At 40.6% G+C, this 15326-nt stretch carries 16 protein-coding genes; 12 read left to right on the top strand and 4 right to left on the bottom strand.

Annotation, left to right across the window (positions count from 1 at the left end; all coding sequences use genetic code 11):
• Window positions 1–96 precede the first annotated feature (96 nt).
• The 7 genes from IR135_RS04865 (at window position 97) to IR135_RS04835 (ending at window position 6696) form a co-directional block, all read left to right on the top strand.
• A complete protein-coding gene (locus IR135_RS04865) occupies window positions 97–1497 on the top strand; it encodes a YfcC family protein (protein WP_135097233.1) in 1401 nt (466 codons plus the stop codon).
• Window positions 1498–1564: 67 nt separating this feature from the next.
• Window positions 1565–2005: an SRPBCC family protein gene (locus IR135_RS04860; protein ID WP_135097231.1), complete on the top strand. Its 441-nt coding sequence runs from the start codon at window positions 1565–1567 to the stop codon at window positions 2003–2005.
• A 158-nt stretch (window positions 2006–2163) separates the two neighbouring features.
• Window positions 2164–3060, top strand: a complete 897-nt coding sequence (locus IR135_RS04855) for an RluA family pseudouridine synthase (protein WP_135097229.1) — start codon at window positions 2164–2166, stop codon at window positions 3058–3060.
• Between the two features lie 15 nt (window positions 3061–3075).
• Window positions 3076–3540, top strand: a complete 465-nt coding sequence (locus IR135_RS04850; protein ID WP_135097227.1) for a pyrimidine dimer DNA glycosylase/endonuclease V — start codon at window positions 3076–3078, stop codon at window positions 3538–3540.
• Window positions 3541–3999: 459 nt separating this feature from the next.
• Window positions 4000–5646 (top strand): BCCT family transporter, encoded by a 1647-nt coding sequence (locus tag IR135_RS04845; RefSeq protein ID WP_135097225.1) that lies wholly within the window; start codon window positions 4000–4002, stop codon window positions 5644–5646.
• A gap of 110 nt (window positions 5647–5756) precedes the next feature.
• A complete protein-coding gene (locus tag IR135_RS04840) occupies window positions 5757–6269 on the top strand; it encodes a cupin domain-containing protein (protein ID WP_135097223.1) in 513 nt (170 codons plus the stop codon).
• A gap of 31 nt (window positions 6270–6300) precedes the next feature.
• Window positions 6301–6696: a hypothetical protein gene (locus IR135_RS04835; RefSeq protein WP_135097221.1), complete on the top strand. Its 396-nt coding sequence runs from the start codon at window positions 6301–6303 to the stop codon at window positions 6694–6696.
• Between the two features lie 43 nt (window positions 6697–6739).
• Here IR135_RS04835 and IR135_RS04830 read toward each other — a convergent pair whose 3' ends face one another.
• The 4 genes from IR135_RS04830 to IR135_RS04815 all read right to left on the bottom strand — a co-directional run bounded on the left by IR135_RS04830 (window position 6740) and on the right by IR135_RS04815 (window position 10225).
• Window positions 6740–7195: a hypothetical protein gene (locus tag IR135_RS04830; RefSeq protein ID WP_135097219.1), complete on the bottom strand. Its 456-nt coding sequence runs from the start codon at window positions 7193–7195 to the stop codon at window positions 6740–6742.
• A 4-nt stretch (window positions 7196–7199) separates the two neighbouring features.
• Entirely contained in the window at window positions 7200–7997 is a 798-nt protein-coding gene (locus tag IR135_RS04825) for a DUF3100 domain-containing protein (protein WP_135097217.1), read from the bottom strand.
• Window positions 7998–8014: 17 nt separating this feature from the next.
• Window positions 8015–9193 carry a M20 family metallopeptidase gene (locus IR135_RS04820; RefSeq protein WP_135097215.1) on the bottom strand — a complete coding sequence of 393 codons (1179 nt, stop codon included), beginning with the start codon at window positions 9191–9193 and terminating at the stop codon, window positions 8015–8017.
• A 129-nt stretch (window positions 9194–9322) separates the two neighbouring features.
• Window positions 9323–10225: an SAP domain-containing protein gene (locus tag IR135_RS04815; RefSeq protein WP_135097213.1), complete on the bottom strand. Its 903-nt coding sequence runs from the start codon at window positions 10223–10225 to the stop codon at window positions 9323–9325.
• 96 nt (window positions 10226–10321) lie between these two features.
• Here IR135_RS04815 and IR135_RS04810 point away from each other — a divergent pair, with 96 nt between their 5' ends.
• The 5 genes from IR135_RS04810 to IR135_RS04790 all read left to right on the top strand — a co-directional run bounded on the left by IR135_RS04810 (window position 10322) and on the right by IR135_RS04790 (window position 15304).
• Window positions 10322–10669 (top strand): DUF2200 domain-containing protein, encoded by a 348-nt coding sequence (locus IR135_RS04810; protein WP_135097211.1) that lies wholly within the window; start codon window positions 10322–10324, stop codon window positions 10667–10669.
• An 81-nt stretch (window positions 10670–10750) separates the two neighbouring features.
• The gene (gene rpsN, locus IR135_RS04805) at window positions 10751–11020 is read left to right on the top strand and encodes a 30S ribosomal protein S14 (protein ID WP_115885630.1); all 270 of its coding nucleotides are present in this window, start codon (window positions 10751–10753) and stop codon (window positions 11018–11020) included.
• A gap of 131 nt (window positions 11021–11151) precedes the next feature.
• On the top strand, window positions 11152–12246 hold the full coding sequence (locus tag IR135_RS04800; RefSeq protein WP_135097209.1) for an NAD/NADP octopine/nopaline dehydrogenase family protein: 1095 nt from the start codon (window positions 11152–11154) through the stop codon (window positions 12244–12246).
• A 28-nt stretch (window positions 12247–12274) separates the two neighbouring features.
• Complete coding sequence (gene nhaC / locus IR135_RS04795) at window positions 12275–13675, top strand: Na+/H+ antiporter NhaC (protein ID WP_135097207.1); 1401 nt, start codon at window positions 12275–12277, stop codon at window positions 13673–13675.
• Window positions 13676–13816: 141 nt separating this feature from the next.
• Window positions 13817–15304, top strand: coding sequence for an aldehyde dehydrogenase family protein (locus IR135_RS04790; RefSeq protein ID WP_135097205.1), 1488 nt, complete (start codon window positions 13817–13819; stop codon window positions 15302–15304).
• The last annotated feature ends 22 nt before the right edge of the window (window positions 15305–15326 follow it).

The raw sequence follows: 15326 nt of genomic DNA, 5'->3' as shown, positions 1-15326 counted from the left end.
CATAAAAATACAATTTGCATAATTTATATCTATGGTAGTATAGTAATATATTTTTAAATTTATAGAATATTCAGATGTTAAAAGGGGTGTTGTTTTATGGTCAAAGAATCGGATAAAAGAAAGCGGAAGAAGCGGGAGTTTCCAGATACATATGTCATTGTTTTTGCGGTGCTGTTAATGGCAGCAGCAGCAACATATATTGTGCCGGCCGGAGCGTTTGACAGGGAGGAAACAGATGGGGTTACAACTGTAATCTCGGGGACATTTGAGAATGTTGAATCTTCGCCGGCAGGCTTCATGGATATATTTATGTCAGTCCAGACAGGGATGGTTGAAAGTGCCGGATTGATATTTTTGGTATTGTTTGCCGGCGGTATGTTCGAAATTATCAACAAATCCGGTGCGATACATACAGGAATCTATTCAGCAATCGACACGATGAAAGGGAAGGAATTTCTGCTGATTGCAACGATAATAATTTTATTTGCTTTGGGAGGAGCAGTGGGAGCTCTCGCGAACTCGGTAATTCCTTTTGTTGCCATAGGAGTGCTGCTCGTTAAAGCATTGAAACTTGATGCACTCGTTGCAGTCGCAATTACATTTAACGCGGCATTTGTCGGTTTTTCTGCAGGTTTTCTTAATCCCTATACAGTGGGAATAGCCCATAATATATCAGAACTTCCGCTGTTTTCCGGCATGGTATTCAGGCTAATTGCTTTTGTCCTTCTGGTTGGTGTGACAATCTGGTATACGTGGCGTTACTGTAAGAAAATATTAAATGACCCGTCGAGAAGCCTAATCGGTATAGAGCAGGATGGAGAAAGTGAACTGAATTTTGACGAAAATTTTTCCGGCCGGCATAAGCTGATTTTAATTTGGACTGGTGCAGCTTTAATATTTTTCGTCTTTGCGGTAGTTAAATTTCAATGGACAACAGATCATATGGCAGCATTTTTTGTTATTATAGGACTGATAGCAGGCATAATAGCAGGAATGAATTACAATACAATAGCTATTACATTTTTAGAGGGCTGTAAAAACCTTGTATATGGTGCACTGATTATCGGACTGGCCAGAGCTGTGCTCGTAATCATGGAAAACGGTCAAATCCTAGACACACTCGTGAATGCATTATCTGAGCCTCTATCGGCCTTGCCGCCGGTAGCAACAGCAATCGGAATGTTTATCATGAACTCTGTATTTAATTTCTTTGTACCCTCCGGAAGCGGGCAGGCAGCAATTATGATGCCGATTCAAACACCGCTCGCGGACATGATAGGTATTACACGTCAGGTCAGTGTTCTCGCCTTTCAGTTCGGTGATGGTTTTTCAAATGTATTATATCCGACATCAGGTCCGCTCATGGCCAGTCTCGCTGTAGCAGGAGTTTCATGGATTAAATGGGCAAAGTGGTTTTTCCCGCTGTTTTTAATATGGACGGGAATAGCGTTTGTGCTTCTGACAGTCGCCGTGCTGATTAATCTCGGACCATTTTAAATGACAGGATAAAAAAAACGAAAGATAGTCGTAACGAAAAGATAAATACAAAGGCAGGTGACAGCACATGGATATATACAGCTATCGTAATGACAAACTGGAAGCATCACCGGAAGAAGTATTTGCAGTCATAAATGATGACAGGCAATTAAAAAATATATTCAGTATTCTTAAAGATATTCAATATAGTACAAAAGGAAAACGTGCTAAAGGAACTAAATTCAGAATAACGCTCGGCGTTAGAGAGAAGACTTACCGTTTCAGAAATGAGATCATCGAATACGCTGATAACAATAAGATTATAATGAAAACCAGGTTAAAACAGGGCGTTATAACAACGTTATTTAACGTGGAATCCAAAGGTGAATACTCTGAACTTACCGTGAAATCATCTATAGAAAGCAGCGTAGGTGTCAGAATGTTTGTACTGACAGCGAAACCTGTTGTTAAATCAGTGATGAATAAGGAAATGAAGAAATTTGAAGAAGCAGTAATCAGTGAAAATTAAATAAAGTTAATTTATTTGGGAAAGCTTCCTGCCGAATTTAGACAGGAAGCTTTTAAATATGAATATTTTACTGTAATTAAGGAATATACGAAGTACAATAGAAGAACCGCTTAGTACCGTGAAAGCATTTAAATAAGATAAAGCAGAGGAATTTTAAGATGAAGAAAAAATCAAAAAATAAACCAAATACACCGCGTCATGAAGAGTGGACAGTAAAGGAACAGACTGAAGTCCTCGAATTTCTATTCAAAGTCATGCCGTCAAAAAGCCGTAACGCTGTAAAAGGTATTTTAAAGCGCGGCCAGATTGTGGTGAATGATAAACCGACTACTCAGTTTGACGATATCCTGAAGCCGGGAGACCTTGTGCAGATACGCACGCGTGTGGCTTCAGGTGTAAAATTAAAAGGTATGAAAGTACTTCATGAAGATGATGCTGTCATTGTTATCGACAAAGACAGCGGTCTTTTATCGATGGGCTCAAAGAAAGAAAAACAGATGACTGCTTACAGGCAGCTGATGGAATATGTTCAAAGTATTCATCCGAATAATCGTGTATTTATTGTACACAGACTGGACAGGGATACCTCAGGAGTTATGATATTTGCGCGCAGTAAAATGATTCAGCAGCGCCTGCAAAAAGCATGGACTGAAACAGTGCAGGAACGTTCATATATTGCACTTGTTGAAGGAACTGTAAAAAAAGACGGCACCATCACTTCCTGGCTGACAGAAGATAAGACATATATGATGCATTCGAGTCCGAAACCGAATCACGGGCAAAAAGCAATTACACATTATAAAGTGTTGAAAACAAACCGCAAATTTTCATTATTAAAAGTAAACCTCGATACAGGCAGAAAGAATCAGATTCGCGTGCATATGCAGGACCTCGGCCATCCGATCGTCGGCGATAAAAAATACGGTTCTGCTATGAATACCATTAGCCGTCTGGGACTGCATGCGAATGCGATTAAATTTAAACATCCGGAGAGCGGCAAGATTATGAGATTTGAATCGGAGGTACCTGCATCGTTTACAAGAGGGTTTAAGTAGAAAGCGGAGGAAACCATGCAAATTTTCAGAGTACATGAAAATCATAAAATCAGTGCACAGTTTCTCGATAACCGGCGTTTATCTAAGCAGGTGCTTGAGATGTATCAGATTATCAGAGTATGTCTTGGTGAAATGAAAATTATTGAAACGAACACCCGCTATCTTTCTCATCCAATTGTAAAGTCAATTTATAATGAAGGTCACCCTTATCTAATTGATGCATATAAGTTTCTTACAATACTTGATGAAGAACATCAGCGGCGGGGCGGAAAGCGGTCGATTGAATTCAAAAAAGATTTGGAAATGCTCGGTGAGACAGTTAAAGAACATAAATCTCAATTTAAGTCTGATAAAATTCCTCCCTTCTTTGTTTATGGAGATGAAAAGTTAGAGGGTGAAACAGTTTACGAGCATTATAAAAAATTATTATTTGCTAAGTGGCAAAAAGATAAAATCCCCCCTCGCTGCAATATAAAGTGAAATCAGATAGAAACTTTTTAAGTTTGCATCTGATTTCTGTAAAGAAGTGCTGCTGAACAGGTTTATTAGGAAAAAAACAGGGAAATATTTTTGTAAATATACACTGGTTGGAGATATAAAACGCATTCATACTTTTGTACCGTTTTAATTTAAAACTATCCATGTTAGCATTATTAGTTGTCCAATGCATTTAATGCACTGAAGTAATATCCATCCCCTTTGTCGTGCGGATTTATCTTTATTCGCAGAAAGCGCAGGTTTGGCGAAAGTTTAAACCCTGTTACAATCATCTTTCAATTTTCTTTTTTTAGTGGAGATGTTCAGACATTTACCATCTTTTTTCTCACAAAAAAGCAGTATGTTTTACAATTTTCAGTCGTCTGCAATATGGAGTCTGCTCTATATTTGTTTGAGTATGTCTTTGTACAGGACGTCAAAACTAAATCAGGAGGCTATTTCATGAAAAACAGAAGATCATCCGTTACTTCCGTCTTCTATATTTCACTTGTTATCGCATTTATATTTATTTTATGGGGTGCAATATTCCCCTCCAATGTCGAGTCGGTCTTAGGTGCTATTAACGATTTCATTTCTAATAGACTGGGCTGGGTATACATGCTCGCGATGACCGGTTTTGTTATTTTTGCACTTTATCTGGTTATCAGTCCTTACGGGAAAATCCGTTTAGGCAAGCAGGATGAGAAAGCACAGTACAGTTATTTCACCTGGTTTTCATTCCTGTTCACAGCAGGTATGGGTGTCGGGCTTGTGTTCTACGGTGTCAACGAACCGCTGACACACTTCCATAATCCGCCAATTACAGAAGGCGGTACAGCTGCAGCGCAGCAGGAAGCACTTCAATTTACCTTGTTCCACTGGGGACTTCACCCGTGGGCAGTATACGCAGTAGTGGGGCTGGCTCTTGCGTACTTTAACTTCAGACATAATGCACCGCTCTTAATGAGCTCAGCGCTGTCACCATTAATCGGTGACAGATCAAAAGGCTGGATGGGTACAACAGTTGATGTAATTGCTGTATTCGGAACAATTTTTGGTATTGCAACTTCACTTGGTCTCGGTGCCACGCAGATTACAGCTGGGCTCAGCTACAGCTTCGATGCGATAGAAAATAACTTAATAACACAGATGATTGTCGTTATTATTATTACTATTGCCTTTATTGCATCGGCCGCAACAGGAGTTAACAAAGGTATCCGCTACTTAAGTATGGGGAACGTGGTCATTGCGATTGCCTTAATGGTGTTCGTATTTGTATTTGGTTCTACAGTATTAATGATCGAATCGTTTATGACAAATACAGGTAACTACTTGCAAAACTTAATCAGCATGACCTTTAATATGAACTCATTTGTTGGTGAAAGAGGATTTCTGAATGATTGGACACTGTTCTACTGGGCATGGTGGATCGGCTGGGCTGCTTTCGTCGGCAGCTTCATCGCACGTGTTTCACGAGGCAGAACTATCCGTGAATTCATCATTGGTGTAATGGGTGTTCCGGTATTATTCAGTGCAATCTGGTTCGCAATCTTTGGTGTTGCAGGTATTGAATCCGACAACCTGCTTGGCGGAGGAATATACAGCCTGATAGAAACGCAGGGGAACGAAGTTGCATTATTCGCCTTCCTTGAAAATTACCCGGCAGCACCGCTGATTATGGGTATTGCGATCTTACTGATTGCATCATTCTTCGTCACATCAGCAGACAGCGGTACTTTCGTACTGAGTATGCTGACAACAGGCGGTTCACTAAATCCGCCGCTGAAAGTTAAATTAGTATGGGGCGGTATTCTGGCTGGTACAGCAATGGTGCTGTTACTGTCAGGCGGACTTAGCGCGCTTGAAATGGCCATGCTTATTGCGGCCTTCCCGTTCACCTTTATAGTTATTATGCTTGCAATCTCGCTGTATAAAGCATTACGCAGCGAATACGGCATAATCAAGCTCGAAAAACAGCAGCTTGTTTATGAAGCGGGCTACAGAGAAGAAACTCAAAAAGAACTGGAAGAGAAACGGGAAGCATTTGAAGAAACACTTCCGGATGAACAGCCGCCGGAAATAGAAGCACAGAGCAAAGAAGATAATTAAACTAATTTTAATAAGTGGATGTCAGTTGCTGGACATCCGCTTATTTTTTATGATTACACAACCGGTAAAACGGGCAACTATAAGTATATAAATTTGCAGGAGGTCATATTTTGAGAAAAGCAGCAGATATTGAAATTACGTCTCTAAAACATGCAGACGATGGTATGATACCGAATAATGCAAGCTATCCGCTGCTGCATTATAAAAATGTGATAGAAGAGCATGACGTTACAGAAAAGATATTAAGTGCTAACAACTGGCGGGGTATATGGCAGGGCGGAGTGGCCCCTTACCATCATTATCACAGTATAACTCATGAAGTAATCGTTATAGACAGCGGTACTGCGACACTTCATCTCGGCGGTGAGGAAGGAACAAAAGTTAATGTGCGAGCGGGAGATGCTGTGATTATACCAGCGGGATTTGGTCATAAAAATATCGAGAGCAGCCCGGACTTTTCTGTCTTTGGTGCATACCCTGACGGAAAAGAATACGATTTCTGCTACGGTAAAAAAGAAGAGCGGGAAGAAAAACTGAAGAATATAAGAAAGGTCCCTATGCCTGATAAAGATCCTGTATTTGGCATTGACGGTCCTCTGTTTAAGTATTGGCAAGACGTATAAATTGTTCGGATTTAACAAGGAGTGTAATGACATGGGAATATTTGATTTCTTGAAACAAGATAACGACAAGAATGAAGCTGAACAGCCGCCGCAGGAGCCTTATACTGAATTGTCCACCGGTCTGGATGACTTTCAAAATCCGACATGGCCTCAGGTGGAAAGGGCAGTAAAAGATATAGTGGAAGAAGAAGACAGTTTTGCTACATTATCATTCAACAATTACGACCTTGAAGTAGATGTCATCCAGTGTATTAAAATAGAAGAAGGTTATACTTTCGAAGCACTGCCGGCGAGAGATTCCAAGGAACATGGATTAATTTATCACCTCGATGGGCTCAGTTATGAGGACGTTTTAAAACGGTTTAAAGAATTTTATGAGACTCAAAAAGTAACGGGATATAAAGAATTTTCTAAAGATAAATTTTAAAAAAGACAAAAGCAGAAATCTGCTTTTGTCTTTTTTGATGAAATTAAACAATACCCTGTATTCTTAAAATGATTTCAGCAATAATCGCTGAGCCTAAGTAAGTTCCTAATAAAACAAGCATACCGATAATAATAGTTTTCCAGCCCATCTTTGCAAAATCAGCCCAGGAGTTGCCGATAGAAATGCCTGCATAGGCAAGAATTGGAGTGGTTAGAGCAAGGAGGTTAACTTCAGCTGTCCACTCTGCTATTTTTTCTGCTCCGGGGACACCGGGAATAGTTAAAATAAAAGCCAGCAAGCCGATATAAGCAATGGCGGGCAGCCTTTTAAAAGGAAGCACTTCATGAATAATCATGCCGATTAGTACAATAACCATCAAACTGATAATACCGGGCAGGGCAGCAAGCGGCATTACTTCATAGCCGATAAAGTTACCGAGCAGTGTCATTGCAGCAACAATGGTTAATGTTAGAGTCCAATCTATTAATTTTTCTAACATCATCTCACCCTCTTCTCTTAGATTTTAATTTAGTTACCCAGCTGTAATATTTTTCGGCCAGCGGTAAACCGATGAATATGCTCATATATAAACCGGTTACCGAGGTGAGAAGGTTGCTTGCTCCTGAATAAGCTGTAATCAGTTCGCTTTGTTCAGGATACATTGCGACAAGAGGTCCAAGAGAAGCTGCGGTCATGCTTCCGCTGCCTATTCCTGTTGCCATAGCAAAAGACAAAGGACTGATTGGCAAAATTGATGCAAACAGTCCGGACGTCACACCGAGAAATATTGCTCCAAAAATCGTTCCGAAAATATACATGGATACGACGCCCCGGCCTTCCGGAGATGAAATGCCATATTTCTCAGATATTAATGCAAGATTTGCCTCTCTCCCGATAGAGTGGGTCATACCGATAGTTTCACGTCTTAAGCCGAGCATTATTGCAACGGGAAGGGCAACTAAAATTGTTGCCAGATTTCCAAACTCCTGAAAGATTAATGCAGGGCCGGCTTTAATTAATTCCGGCAAAGCGGGGCCGGCCTGAACTCCAAATTTAGCAATCAGCAATGTGACTGACATGAACACTAAGGACTCAGCTTTTCTGGATTGTACTTTATTAATGAGCGGAGTAAAGAAAGCTGCAAGTCCGATAATCACTGCATAGAGCATAGGAAGCAGCAGGATTGCTCCGGCACCGACAGGTATTTCATGTGTCCCGATCAGTTCTGTAATAATGACAATGACGAGAACTACCAGGTGCAGCCGCCAGTCTTTCCATAAATGTGTCGAAGTGTTATCCATAAATTTCTCCCTTGTGATTACTTATTTTTTGACATATATTCCATTGTTGATTTTGCCAGTATTTTCGCGGCAATCACCAATGATTTTTCATCAATATCAAACTTAGGATGATGATGAGGATACGGATTTTTTGTACCTTCAGGCTGTGCACCGGTAAAGAAATAAGTCCCTTTTACTTCCTGCAGATAGTAAGAGTAATCTTCGCCTCCCATAATCGGTTCAGTTTCTTTTATCTCCTGAACTTCCGGCACAGTTTCGGCAACTTCCATAACAAATTCAGTTTCTTCTTTATGATTAATTAAAACGGGGTAGCCGCGGTCATATTTAAATTCAAAATCAGCTCCGCTTAAATGACAGGTGCCTTCGATGACACGCTGCATTTCCTGTTCCATGAGTTCTCTCGTTTCTTCATTCAGAGTTCTAACAGTCCCTTTAATCTTAGCGGTATTTGCAATGACGTTATACGGGCCGATTGCCTCGAATGAACATACTGATAAAACAGCTGACTGAAGCGGGTTCACACGTCGGCTGACAATCTGCTGGAAATTATCGACAAGCTGTGATGCTATTAAAATGCTGTCTTTTGTATCCTGAGGCATAGCGCCGTGTCCGCCTTTACCGAAAATAGTGACTTCGAATGAATCTGAAGATGCCTGCAGCTCGTCCGTTCTGTAATTAATCTCATATAAAGGCATTTGTGCCTGTAAATGAGTGCCGAAAATAACGTCTACACCCTCAAGTGCACCATCTTCAATCATCGGCTTCGCGCCGCCCGGCGGCAATTCTTCAGCATGCTGATGAATAAATACGACAGTGCCGTGAAGCTCGTCTTTATGTTTATTTAAAGCCTTGGCTACTCCAAGTAAAGTGGCCGTATGACCATCATGGCCGCAAGCGTGCATCACACCGTCATTGACTGACTGGAACTCGAGATTGGTCTCCTCGTGAATCGGCAGAGCATCAAAATCTGCACGGAGTGCAACTGTCGGGCCTTCATAATCTCCTTTTAAATATGCGAGCACACCATTGCCGCCCACCCCTGTTTTAACTTCATGACCTAACTGCTCATGAAATTCAGCGATATACTTTGGTGTTTCGACTTCCTCAAATGACAATTCCGGATGCTTATGTAAATGTCTCCGTATTGAAATGATTTCTTCGTTCAGGTTATCTAATGTTGTAAATAAGTTATCCATTTTCCCATCTCCTTAGATTATTTAAAGCTTGGATAATGCAAAATTATAAGCTTAAATAATTATCAAGTCAAAATAATCTGAAAAAAATGATAAAAAAAAGACGCAGAATTTCTGCGTCTGTCTAAATAATCATTCTCTAGTTGGAGTTTCACCCAGACCTTCTGTCAGTTTGATTTCTGTCTGCTCACTGCCGATAATATACCGGATGATAAATTGGGCAGCCAGTGTAATATGATTATCAGCATAAGGTAGTTCCTTTGAGTGCTCGAGAAGTTTATCGTACAGTTCATTAATCGTAAATTGTTTCATGAGTAACATATTGCGGTACTTTTCAATCGTATAGTTATCAATATTAAAAAAAGAATTTCGCTGCTCAGCGTGTTCCAGCTGCAGATACCTCTGAATGGACTGCAGGACAATCAGCATCGTGAACTGATTTAAATGGTAAAGACTCTTTTCAAGGTCGTTCAGCTCACTGCTGTAGTAGTCGGCGAGCAGGTGATGACATTTAACCGCCTCATACTTGTTGGTTTTAGTGAGGTTCTCTGCAATTTTTTTCTCGTGAAGGGCAATGATAATTTCCGACGGGGTTATGTCCGCATGGTCCAGATAATAATTATATGCTTCGTCGATAGTAACCGGACCGTGGAGGCTGATATAATTTATGAAAACAGTGTCATGCAGAAATACCTCGTAAGAATCATGCACAACATAGACAGGGCTTAGCTTGAGCTCGCTTAAATCGATAAACTCCTGCTGCTGTTTAACACGTTCAATCAAATCATTTTTATTTCCTGAGACTTTAATTCCTGACTTTTTAAGTAAATCTTTTATAATAGGAATTGTAAACTTGGTTAAGGTGACGGAGAGATCAGAGGATGGGTAGACGGCACCTGTTTTTACCAGATGATCTAAAAGATCTTCCGGCCGGCGGTTATATTCAGTTAACCAGAAATTGTGCTGGAAGGCTTCTTCTTTAGTTTTGCCATCTGCATAATGTAAAAACAGCACTTCAACCGCATCTAACTGCATTTATCATATCCTCCTTGCGAACGTACGTTTGTTTTTATTATAAATGAATCATAAAGACAAGTCAGTTAATAACTACTTAATAAGAGGTGCAGGACTATGGCAGGACATAAAATTTATAAAATGAGTTTCAGCAGTGTATACCCGCATTATCTTGCGAAAGCGGAGCGGAAAAACAGAACAAAAGAAGAAGTGGACGAGATAATCAGATGGCTGACGGGATATTCACAAGAAGAACTTAAGGCACAGATAGAAAACGAAGTGAATTTTGAAGAGTTTTTTGACCAGGCGCCTGCAATGAATCCGGCGAGACGTGAAGTGAAAGGTGTCATTTGCGGTGTGAGAGTAGAGGAAATTGAAGAACCGCTGATGCAGGAAATCCGCTATATGGATAAAATGATTGATGAGCTGGCTAAGGGCAAGAAAATGGAAAAAATATTACGCTGAAACAATTAGTTTGAGGTCATTAAAGTCATATGTTATATTATAAAGCGTAATAATTACGATTTATCTATAAGGAGGGCTGTAATGGCCAAAAAATCAAAAGTTGTCAAAGAATTAAAGCGTCAGGAAATGGTAGAACGATACAAGAATCTTAGAGCGGAAATGAAGGCTAATGGTGATTATGAAGGTTTAAGAAAATTACCGAGAGACTCATCTCCGACGAGATTAACGAATAGATGCCAATTAACCGGACGTCCGAGAGGTGTCATCAGAGACTTTGGACTATCGCGTATTAAGTTCAGAGAACTGGCGCACAAAGGACAGATACCGGGCGTGAAAAAAGCGAGCTGGTAAATAGTTTGAGAAATGCACGGGCTGGATTAATCCAGTCCGTGCATTTTTTTATTCATGATTTACCCCGATTGATAAATCGGCGGGGTGTGATATTCTTGAAATGTATTTTTAAAGAAGGGGATGTATTAACTATGACAGTTTCAAAAATAGCAATACTCGGAGCGGGTAATGGCGGCATTACTGCAGCGGCGGATTTATCTCAAAGGGGATTTGAAGTAGCGCTTTTTGAAAATGAATTATTCGCAAGCAATCTTGAAAAAATTAATGAAAATGGCGGTATTTTTCTTCAGGAAAAAGGAGAAGAGAACTTTATTGAAGTTCATAAGGTAACGACGGATATCAAAGAAGCAGTAAAAGATGCCGACGTGATTATGCTGACTGTACCGGGTTTTGCAATAGAAAGTATGGCAGAAATGCTGACGCCTCACGTTAATGAGGAACAAGTCATATTACTAAACGGGGCCGGAGCGATGGGAGCGCTCAGGTTTGTGAATACAGCGAAATCGCTAGGCATAGAGAAAAACTTTAAAATTGGGGAGACAAATTCTCTTACATATGGGACCCGCGCATTTCCAGAAGAAGCGAAAGTGGAGCTCGGGCTCAGAGTAAAAAAATTATTTTTTGCAGCATATCCTAGAGAGGATACGGAAGAACTGCTTGAAATATGCCGGGAGTTGTACCAGTGTCTGGTACCTGCGGAAAATGTGCTGCATTCAACGATGGAAAATGGCAACCCTGAAGTCCATCCCGGACCGTCCTTGCTCAATGCAGGACGCATAGACTATTCGAATGGAGAGTTTTACTTATATAAAGAAGGCATTACGAAACATACAGTCAGATTGCTGAGAGGCATTGAAGCGGAACGAATAGCAATCGGCAAAGCCTTTGGTTTTGAACTGGAAGATGCAATTAAGAGCAGGTATAACAGAGGGTATTTCGAGACAAATGAAGGTACACTTCAGGAATTGTTCAACAAGAGCGAAGTTTACGGTGCAATTAAAGGCCCTACAGAAGTAGATTCCAGATACTTTACAGAAGATATTTCTGATGGTCTTGTACTCTGGTCTGAACTTGGTGAAACAGCAGGTATTGCGACACCGAATATCGATGCGGTCATTACCATCGGCGGAACAATTCTGGAACGTGATTTTTATTCCGAAGGATTGACTTTATCCAAGCTGGGGCTAACAGAGTTATCTGTGCAGGAATTACTGAGAAAATTGTAGATCTTGAATAAAAAAAGGGGGAAATTCTATGAAGAGAGCACCGACACTTTTTGAATCTGTATCTTGTTTCTTATTTTTGGCAGTTATTATCGGAGTAGGTTTTGGTTACTTTGACATACCGATTCAGCCTTTACTGTTATTATCAGCGGCATATGCGGCATTTATCGCTTACAGAGTAGGCTTAACATGGGAAGATATGGAAAAAGGCATAACAACCCGTTTAAACACAGCTATGCCGGCAATATTCATTATTTTTGCGGTGGGGGTTATCGTCGGTACGTGGATATATTCGGGTACTGTACCAATGCTTATATATTACGGCTTATTAATTATTGACCCGACTTATTTTCTCGTCACAGCCTTTATTATTACTACCGTAGTTTCAGTCGCTACAGGAACTGCCTGGGGTTCATCTGCGACAGCAGGTGTCGCACTGATGGGAATTGCAATTGAAATGAATGTTCCCTTAGGAATTGCGGCGGGCGCCATAATTTCCGGTGCTATTTTTGGAGATAAACTGTCCCCCCTTTCGGATACGACAAACCTTGCAGCTCTAGTGGTGCAAGTCGATTTATATGACCACATAAAGCATATGCTGTGGACGACGATTCCAGCCTCGCTCGTGGGTCTAATTGTCTGGTTTATAGTCGGTATGAATCTGGATACAGGTACTGCAAGCTCCGATAATGTAACGGGCTTGACCTCAGAGCTGAGTGCGATATTTAACTGGAACATTTTCATGCTGCTCCCCTTTGTCATTATATTGTGGGGCGCATTTGCAAGAAAACCTATTGTACCGATTATGCTGTTATCGTCTGTTGTCGCAGTCTTTATAGGAATGTTTTCCAACGGCTTTTCTTTTGTAGACGGCTTCACAGCGATGGCTAACGGATTCTCAGTAGATATGATCAGTCCAAACAGTGAATTCTCTGAGACAGTATCATCATTATTAAACCGCGGCGGAATATTCTCTATGGTAACCATTGTAGTTACGATATTTTGCGGCTATGCCTTTGCAGGAATTGTAGAAGCAGCAGGATGTCTGGACCGGATTCTTGAATCATTCACTAAATGGGTTCAATCAGCATGGCAGATTGTCGGCTCTACAATTTTAGGAAGTATTCTGATTGTCTTTACAGCAGGGGTAGCTTCTATCTCTATTATTATGGTAGGCGTACTGATGAAAGATGCTTATACAAAAAAAGGAATGGATCCGTTAAACTTATCGAGAACCCTGGAAGATTCAGGGACAATGATATTAGGCTTCGTTCCTTGGGGTGTTTCTGCAATTTACTACCTGGAAGTATTGGGAGTCGGTGTCGGTGACTACTGGATGTGGGCAGTACCCTGCTACCTGTGTATCGTATTTGCAATGATTTATGCAGTAACAGGTGTAGGCATGAAGAAATTGGAGGAAGCGGAAGAGTAAGTAAAAGACTGCGCTATTATATTATAGTGCAGTCTTTTTAAAATCATTTTTTCACACAGAGTGAAAAAATGATTGATTTATTAAATGATTGGTATTAGAATTGTCGTAAGAATCAAACTATTTAAGGGGGATTATTTTCATATGGCAATTGAAACTTTGAAGTCGCGTGTACAGGAATTTTTAGATGGGGATAAGAGATTGTACATTAACGGAAGTTACGTTCCAGCGAGCAGCGGAAAAACTTTTGATGTATTTAATCCTGCAACAGAGGAAGTAATTGCTCAAGTATCAGAAGCAGATGAAAAAGATATAGACACAGCTGTAAAGGCTGCACGTGAAGCTTTCGATAATGGAAAATGGACGAAAATGGAAGCGGCAGAGCGTGCACATATTATTTACAAATTCGCAGACTTGTTAGAGGAGCATCGTGAAGAATTGGCCCAGCTAGAAGCACTGGATAACGGCAAACCATATATGCAGGCGCTAGAAGATGATGTAGATGGAACAGTTCAGCATTTTAGATACTATTCGGGATGGGCTACAAAAATATCCGGTCAGACTACAAATGTCTTGAATGGATATTCAACATATACTGTTCACGAACCGGTTGGCGTGGTCGGACAGATTATTCCATGGAACTATCCGCTTGCGATGGCAGGGTGGAAACTAGGAGCTGCTCTTGCAGCAGGATGTACAATTGTAATTAAGCCTGCTTCGGAGACTCCATTATCATTATTATATGCAGCTAAACTGTTTAAAGAAGCAGGATTCCCAGATGGTGTAGTCAATGTTGTACCCGGTTCAGGGAGTGTAGCGGGTAATGCACTTGTCACACATAAACAAGTCGATAAAGTTGCCTTTACAGGGTCTACTAAAACAGGTAGTTCTATCATGAAAAATGCTGCAGAAGATATTAAAAGCACCACTCTAGAGCTTGGCGGGAAATCACCGGCAGTTGTTCTTGAAGACGCAGATCTCGATACAGCGCTGGATGGAATTTTTGATGGAACGATGTATAACTCAGGTCAAAACTGCAGTGCGACGACACGTATCTTTGTTCAGCGTAAAATTTACGATAATGTATTAAAAGCACTGAAAGAAAAAGCCGAAAAAGCAGTTGTCGGTCCAGGATTGGATAATGCTACTGAATATGGTCCGCTAGTTTCTGAAAAACAGTTAAATACTGTGCTGAATTACATTGAAAAAGGAAAAGAAGAAGGGGCGAAATTAATCGTTGGCGGATCACGCAAAGGGGATAAAGGCTATTTTGTAGAGCCGACAATTTTTGCGGATGTGGAAGATGATATGACAATCGCAAGAGAGGAAATTTTTGGCCCGGTAATGTCTGTATTCGTGTTTGATGAAGTCGAAGAAGTAATCAAACGTGCTAATGACAGCGAATATGGTTTAGCAGCAAGTATCTGGACAGAGAACATTAAAAAAGGACATCATATTGCGAGTAAACTGCAAGCCGGAACCGTATGGGTAAATGACTTTGGCCTAGAACTGGAAACAATGCCGTTTGGCGGTTATAAAAAATCTGGCATCGGCAGAGAAATGGGTGGAGAGTATGGAATCTCCAATTACATTGAAGTGAAAAGTGTATTTATAAACCATAAAGTAGATTAGCATACGAGAGGAAAGAATGATG

The organism is Jeotgalicoccus nanhaiensis, assembly GCF_015235105.1.
GTDB classification, from domain to species: Bacteria; Bacillota; Bacilli; order Staphylococcales; family Salinicoccaceae; genus Jeotgalicoccus; species Jeotgalicoccus nanhaiensis.
The sequence above is the reverse complement of the archived record's forward strand: the minus strand, read 5'-3'. Positions and strand labels throughout refer to the sequence as shown.

Bases quoted from the DNA above. Each gene is read 5' to 3' on its own strand.
- IR135_RS04865 (WP_135097233.1), top strand. From the start codon at position 97: ATGGTCAAAGAATCGGATAAAAGAAAGCGGAAGAAGCGGGAGTTTCCA.
- IR135_RS04855 (WP_135097229.1), top strand. From the start codon at position 2,164: ATGAAGAAAAAATCAAAAAATAAACCAAATACACCGCGTCATGAAGAG.
- IR135_RS04800 (WP_135097209.1), top strand. From the start codon at position 11,152: ATGACAGTTTCAAAAATAGCAATACTCGGAGCGGGTAATGGCGGCATT.
- IR135_RS04850 (WP_135097227.1), top strand. From the start codon at position 3,076: ATGCAAATTTTCAGAGTACATGAAAATCATAAAATCAGTGCACAGTTT.
- IR135_RS04810 (WP_135097211.1), top strand. From the start codon at position 10,322: ATGGCAGGACATAAAATTTATAAAATGAGTTTCAGCAGTGTATACCCG.
- IR135_RS04845 (WP_135097225.1), top strand. From the start codon at position 4,000: ATGAAAAACAGAAGATCATCCGTTACTTCCGTCTTCTATATTTCACTT.
- rpsN (WP_115885630.1), top strand. From the start codon at position 10,751: ATGGCCAAAAAATCAAAAGTTGTCAAAGAATTAAAGCGTCAGGAAATG.
- IR135_RS04825 (WP_135097217.1), bottom strand. From the start codon at position 7,997: ATGGATAACACTTCGACACATTTATGGAAAGACTGGCGGCTGCACCTG.
- IR135_RS04820 (WP_135097215.1), bottom strand. From the start codon at position 9,193: ATGGATAACTTATTTACAACATTAGATAACCTGAACGAAGAAATCATT.
- IR135_RS04860 (WP_135097231.1), top strand. From the start codon at position 1,565: ATGGATATATACAGCTATCGTAATGACAAACTGGAAGCATCACCGGAA.
- IR135_RS04835 (WP_135097221.1), top strand. From the start codon at position 6,301: ATGGGAATATTTGATTTCTTGAAACAAGATAACGACAAGAATGAAGCT.
- IR135_RS04830 (WP_135097219.1), bottom strand. From the start codon at position 7,195: ATGTTAGAAAAATTAATAGATTGGACTCTAACATTAACCATTGTTGCT.
- nhaC (WP_135097207.1), top strand. From the start codon at position 12,275: ATGAAGAGAGCACCGACACTTTTTGAATCTGTATCTTGTTTCTTATTT.
- IR135_RS04815 (WP_135097213.1), bottom strand. From the start codon at position 10,225: ATGCAGTTAGATGCGGTTGAAGTGCTGTTTTTACATTATGCAGATGGC.
- IR135_RS04790 (WP_135097205.1), top strand. From the start codon at position 13,817: ATGGCAATTGAAACTTTGAAGTCGCGTGTACAGGAATTTTTAGATGGG.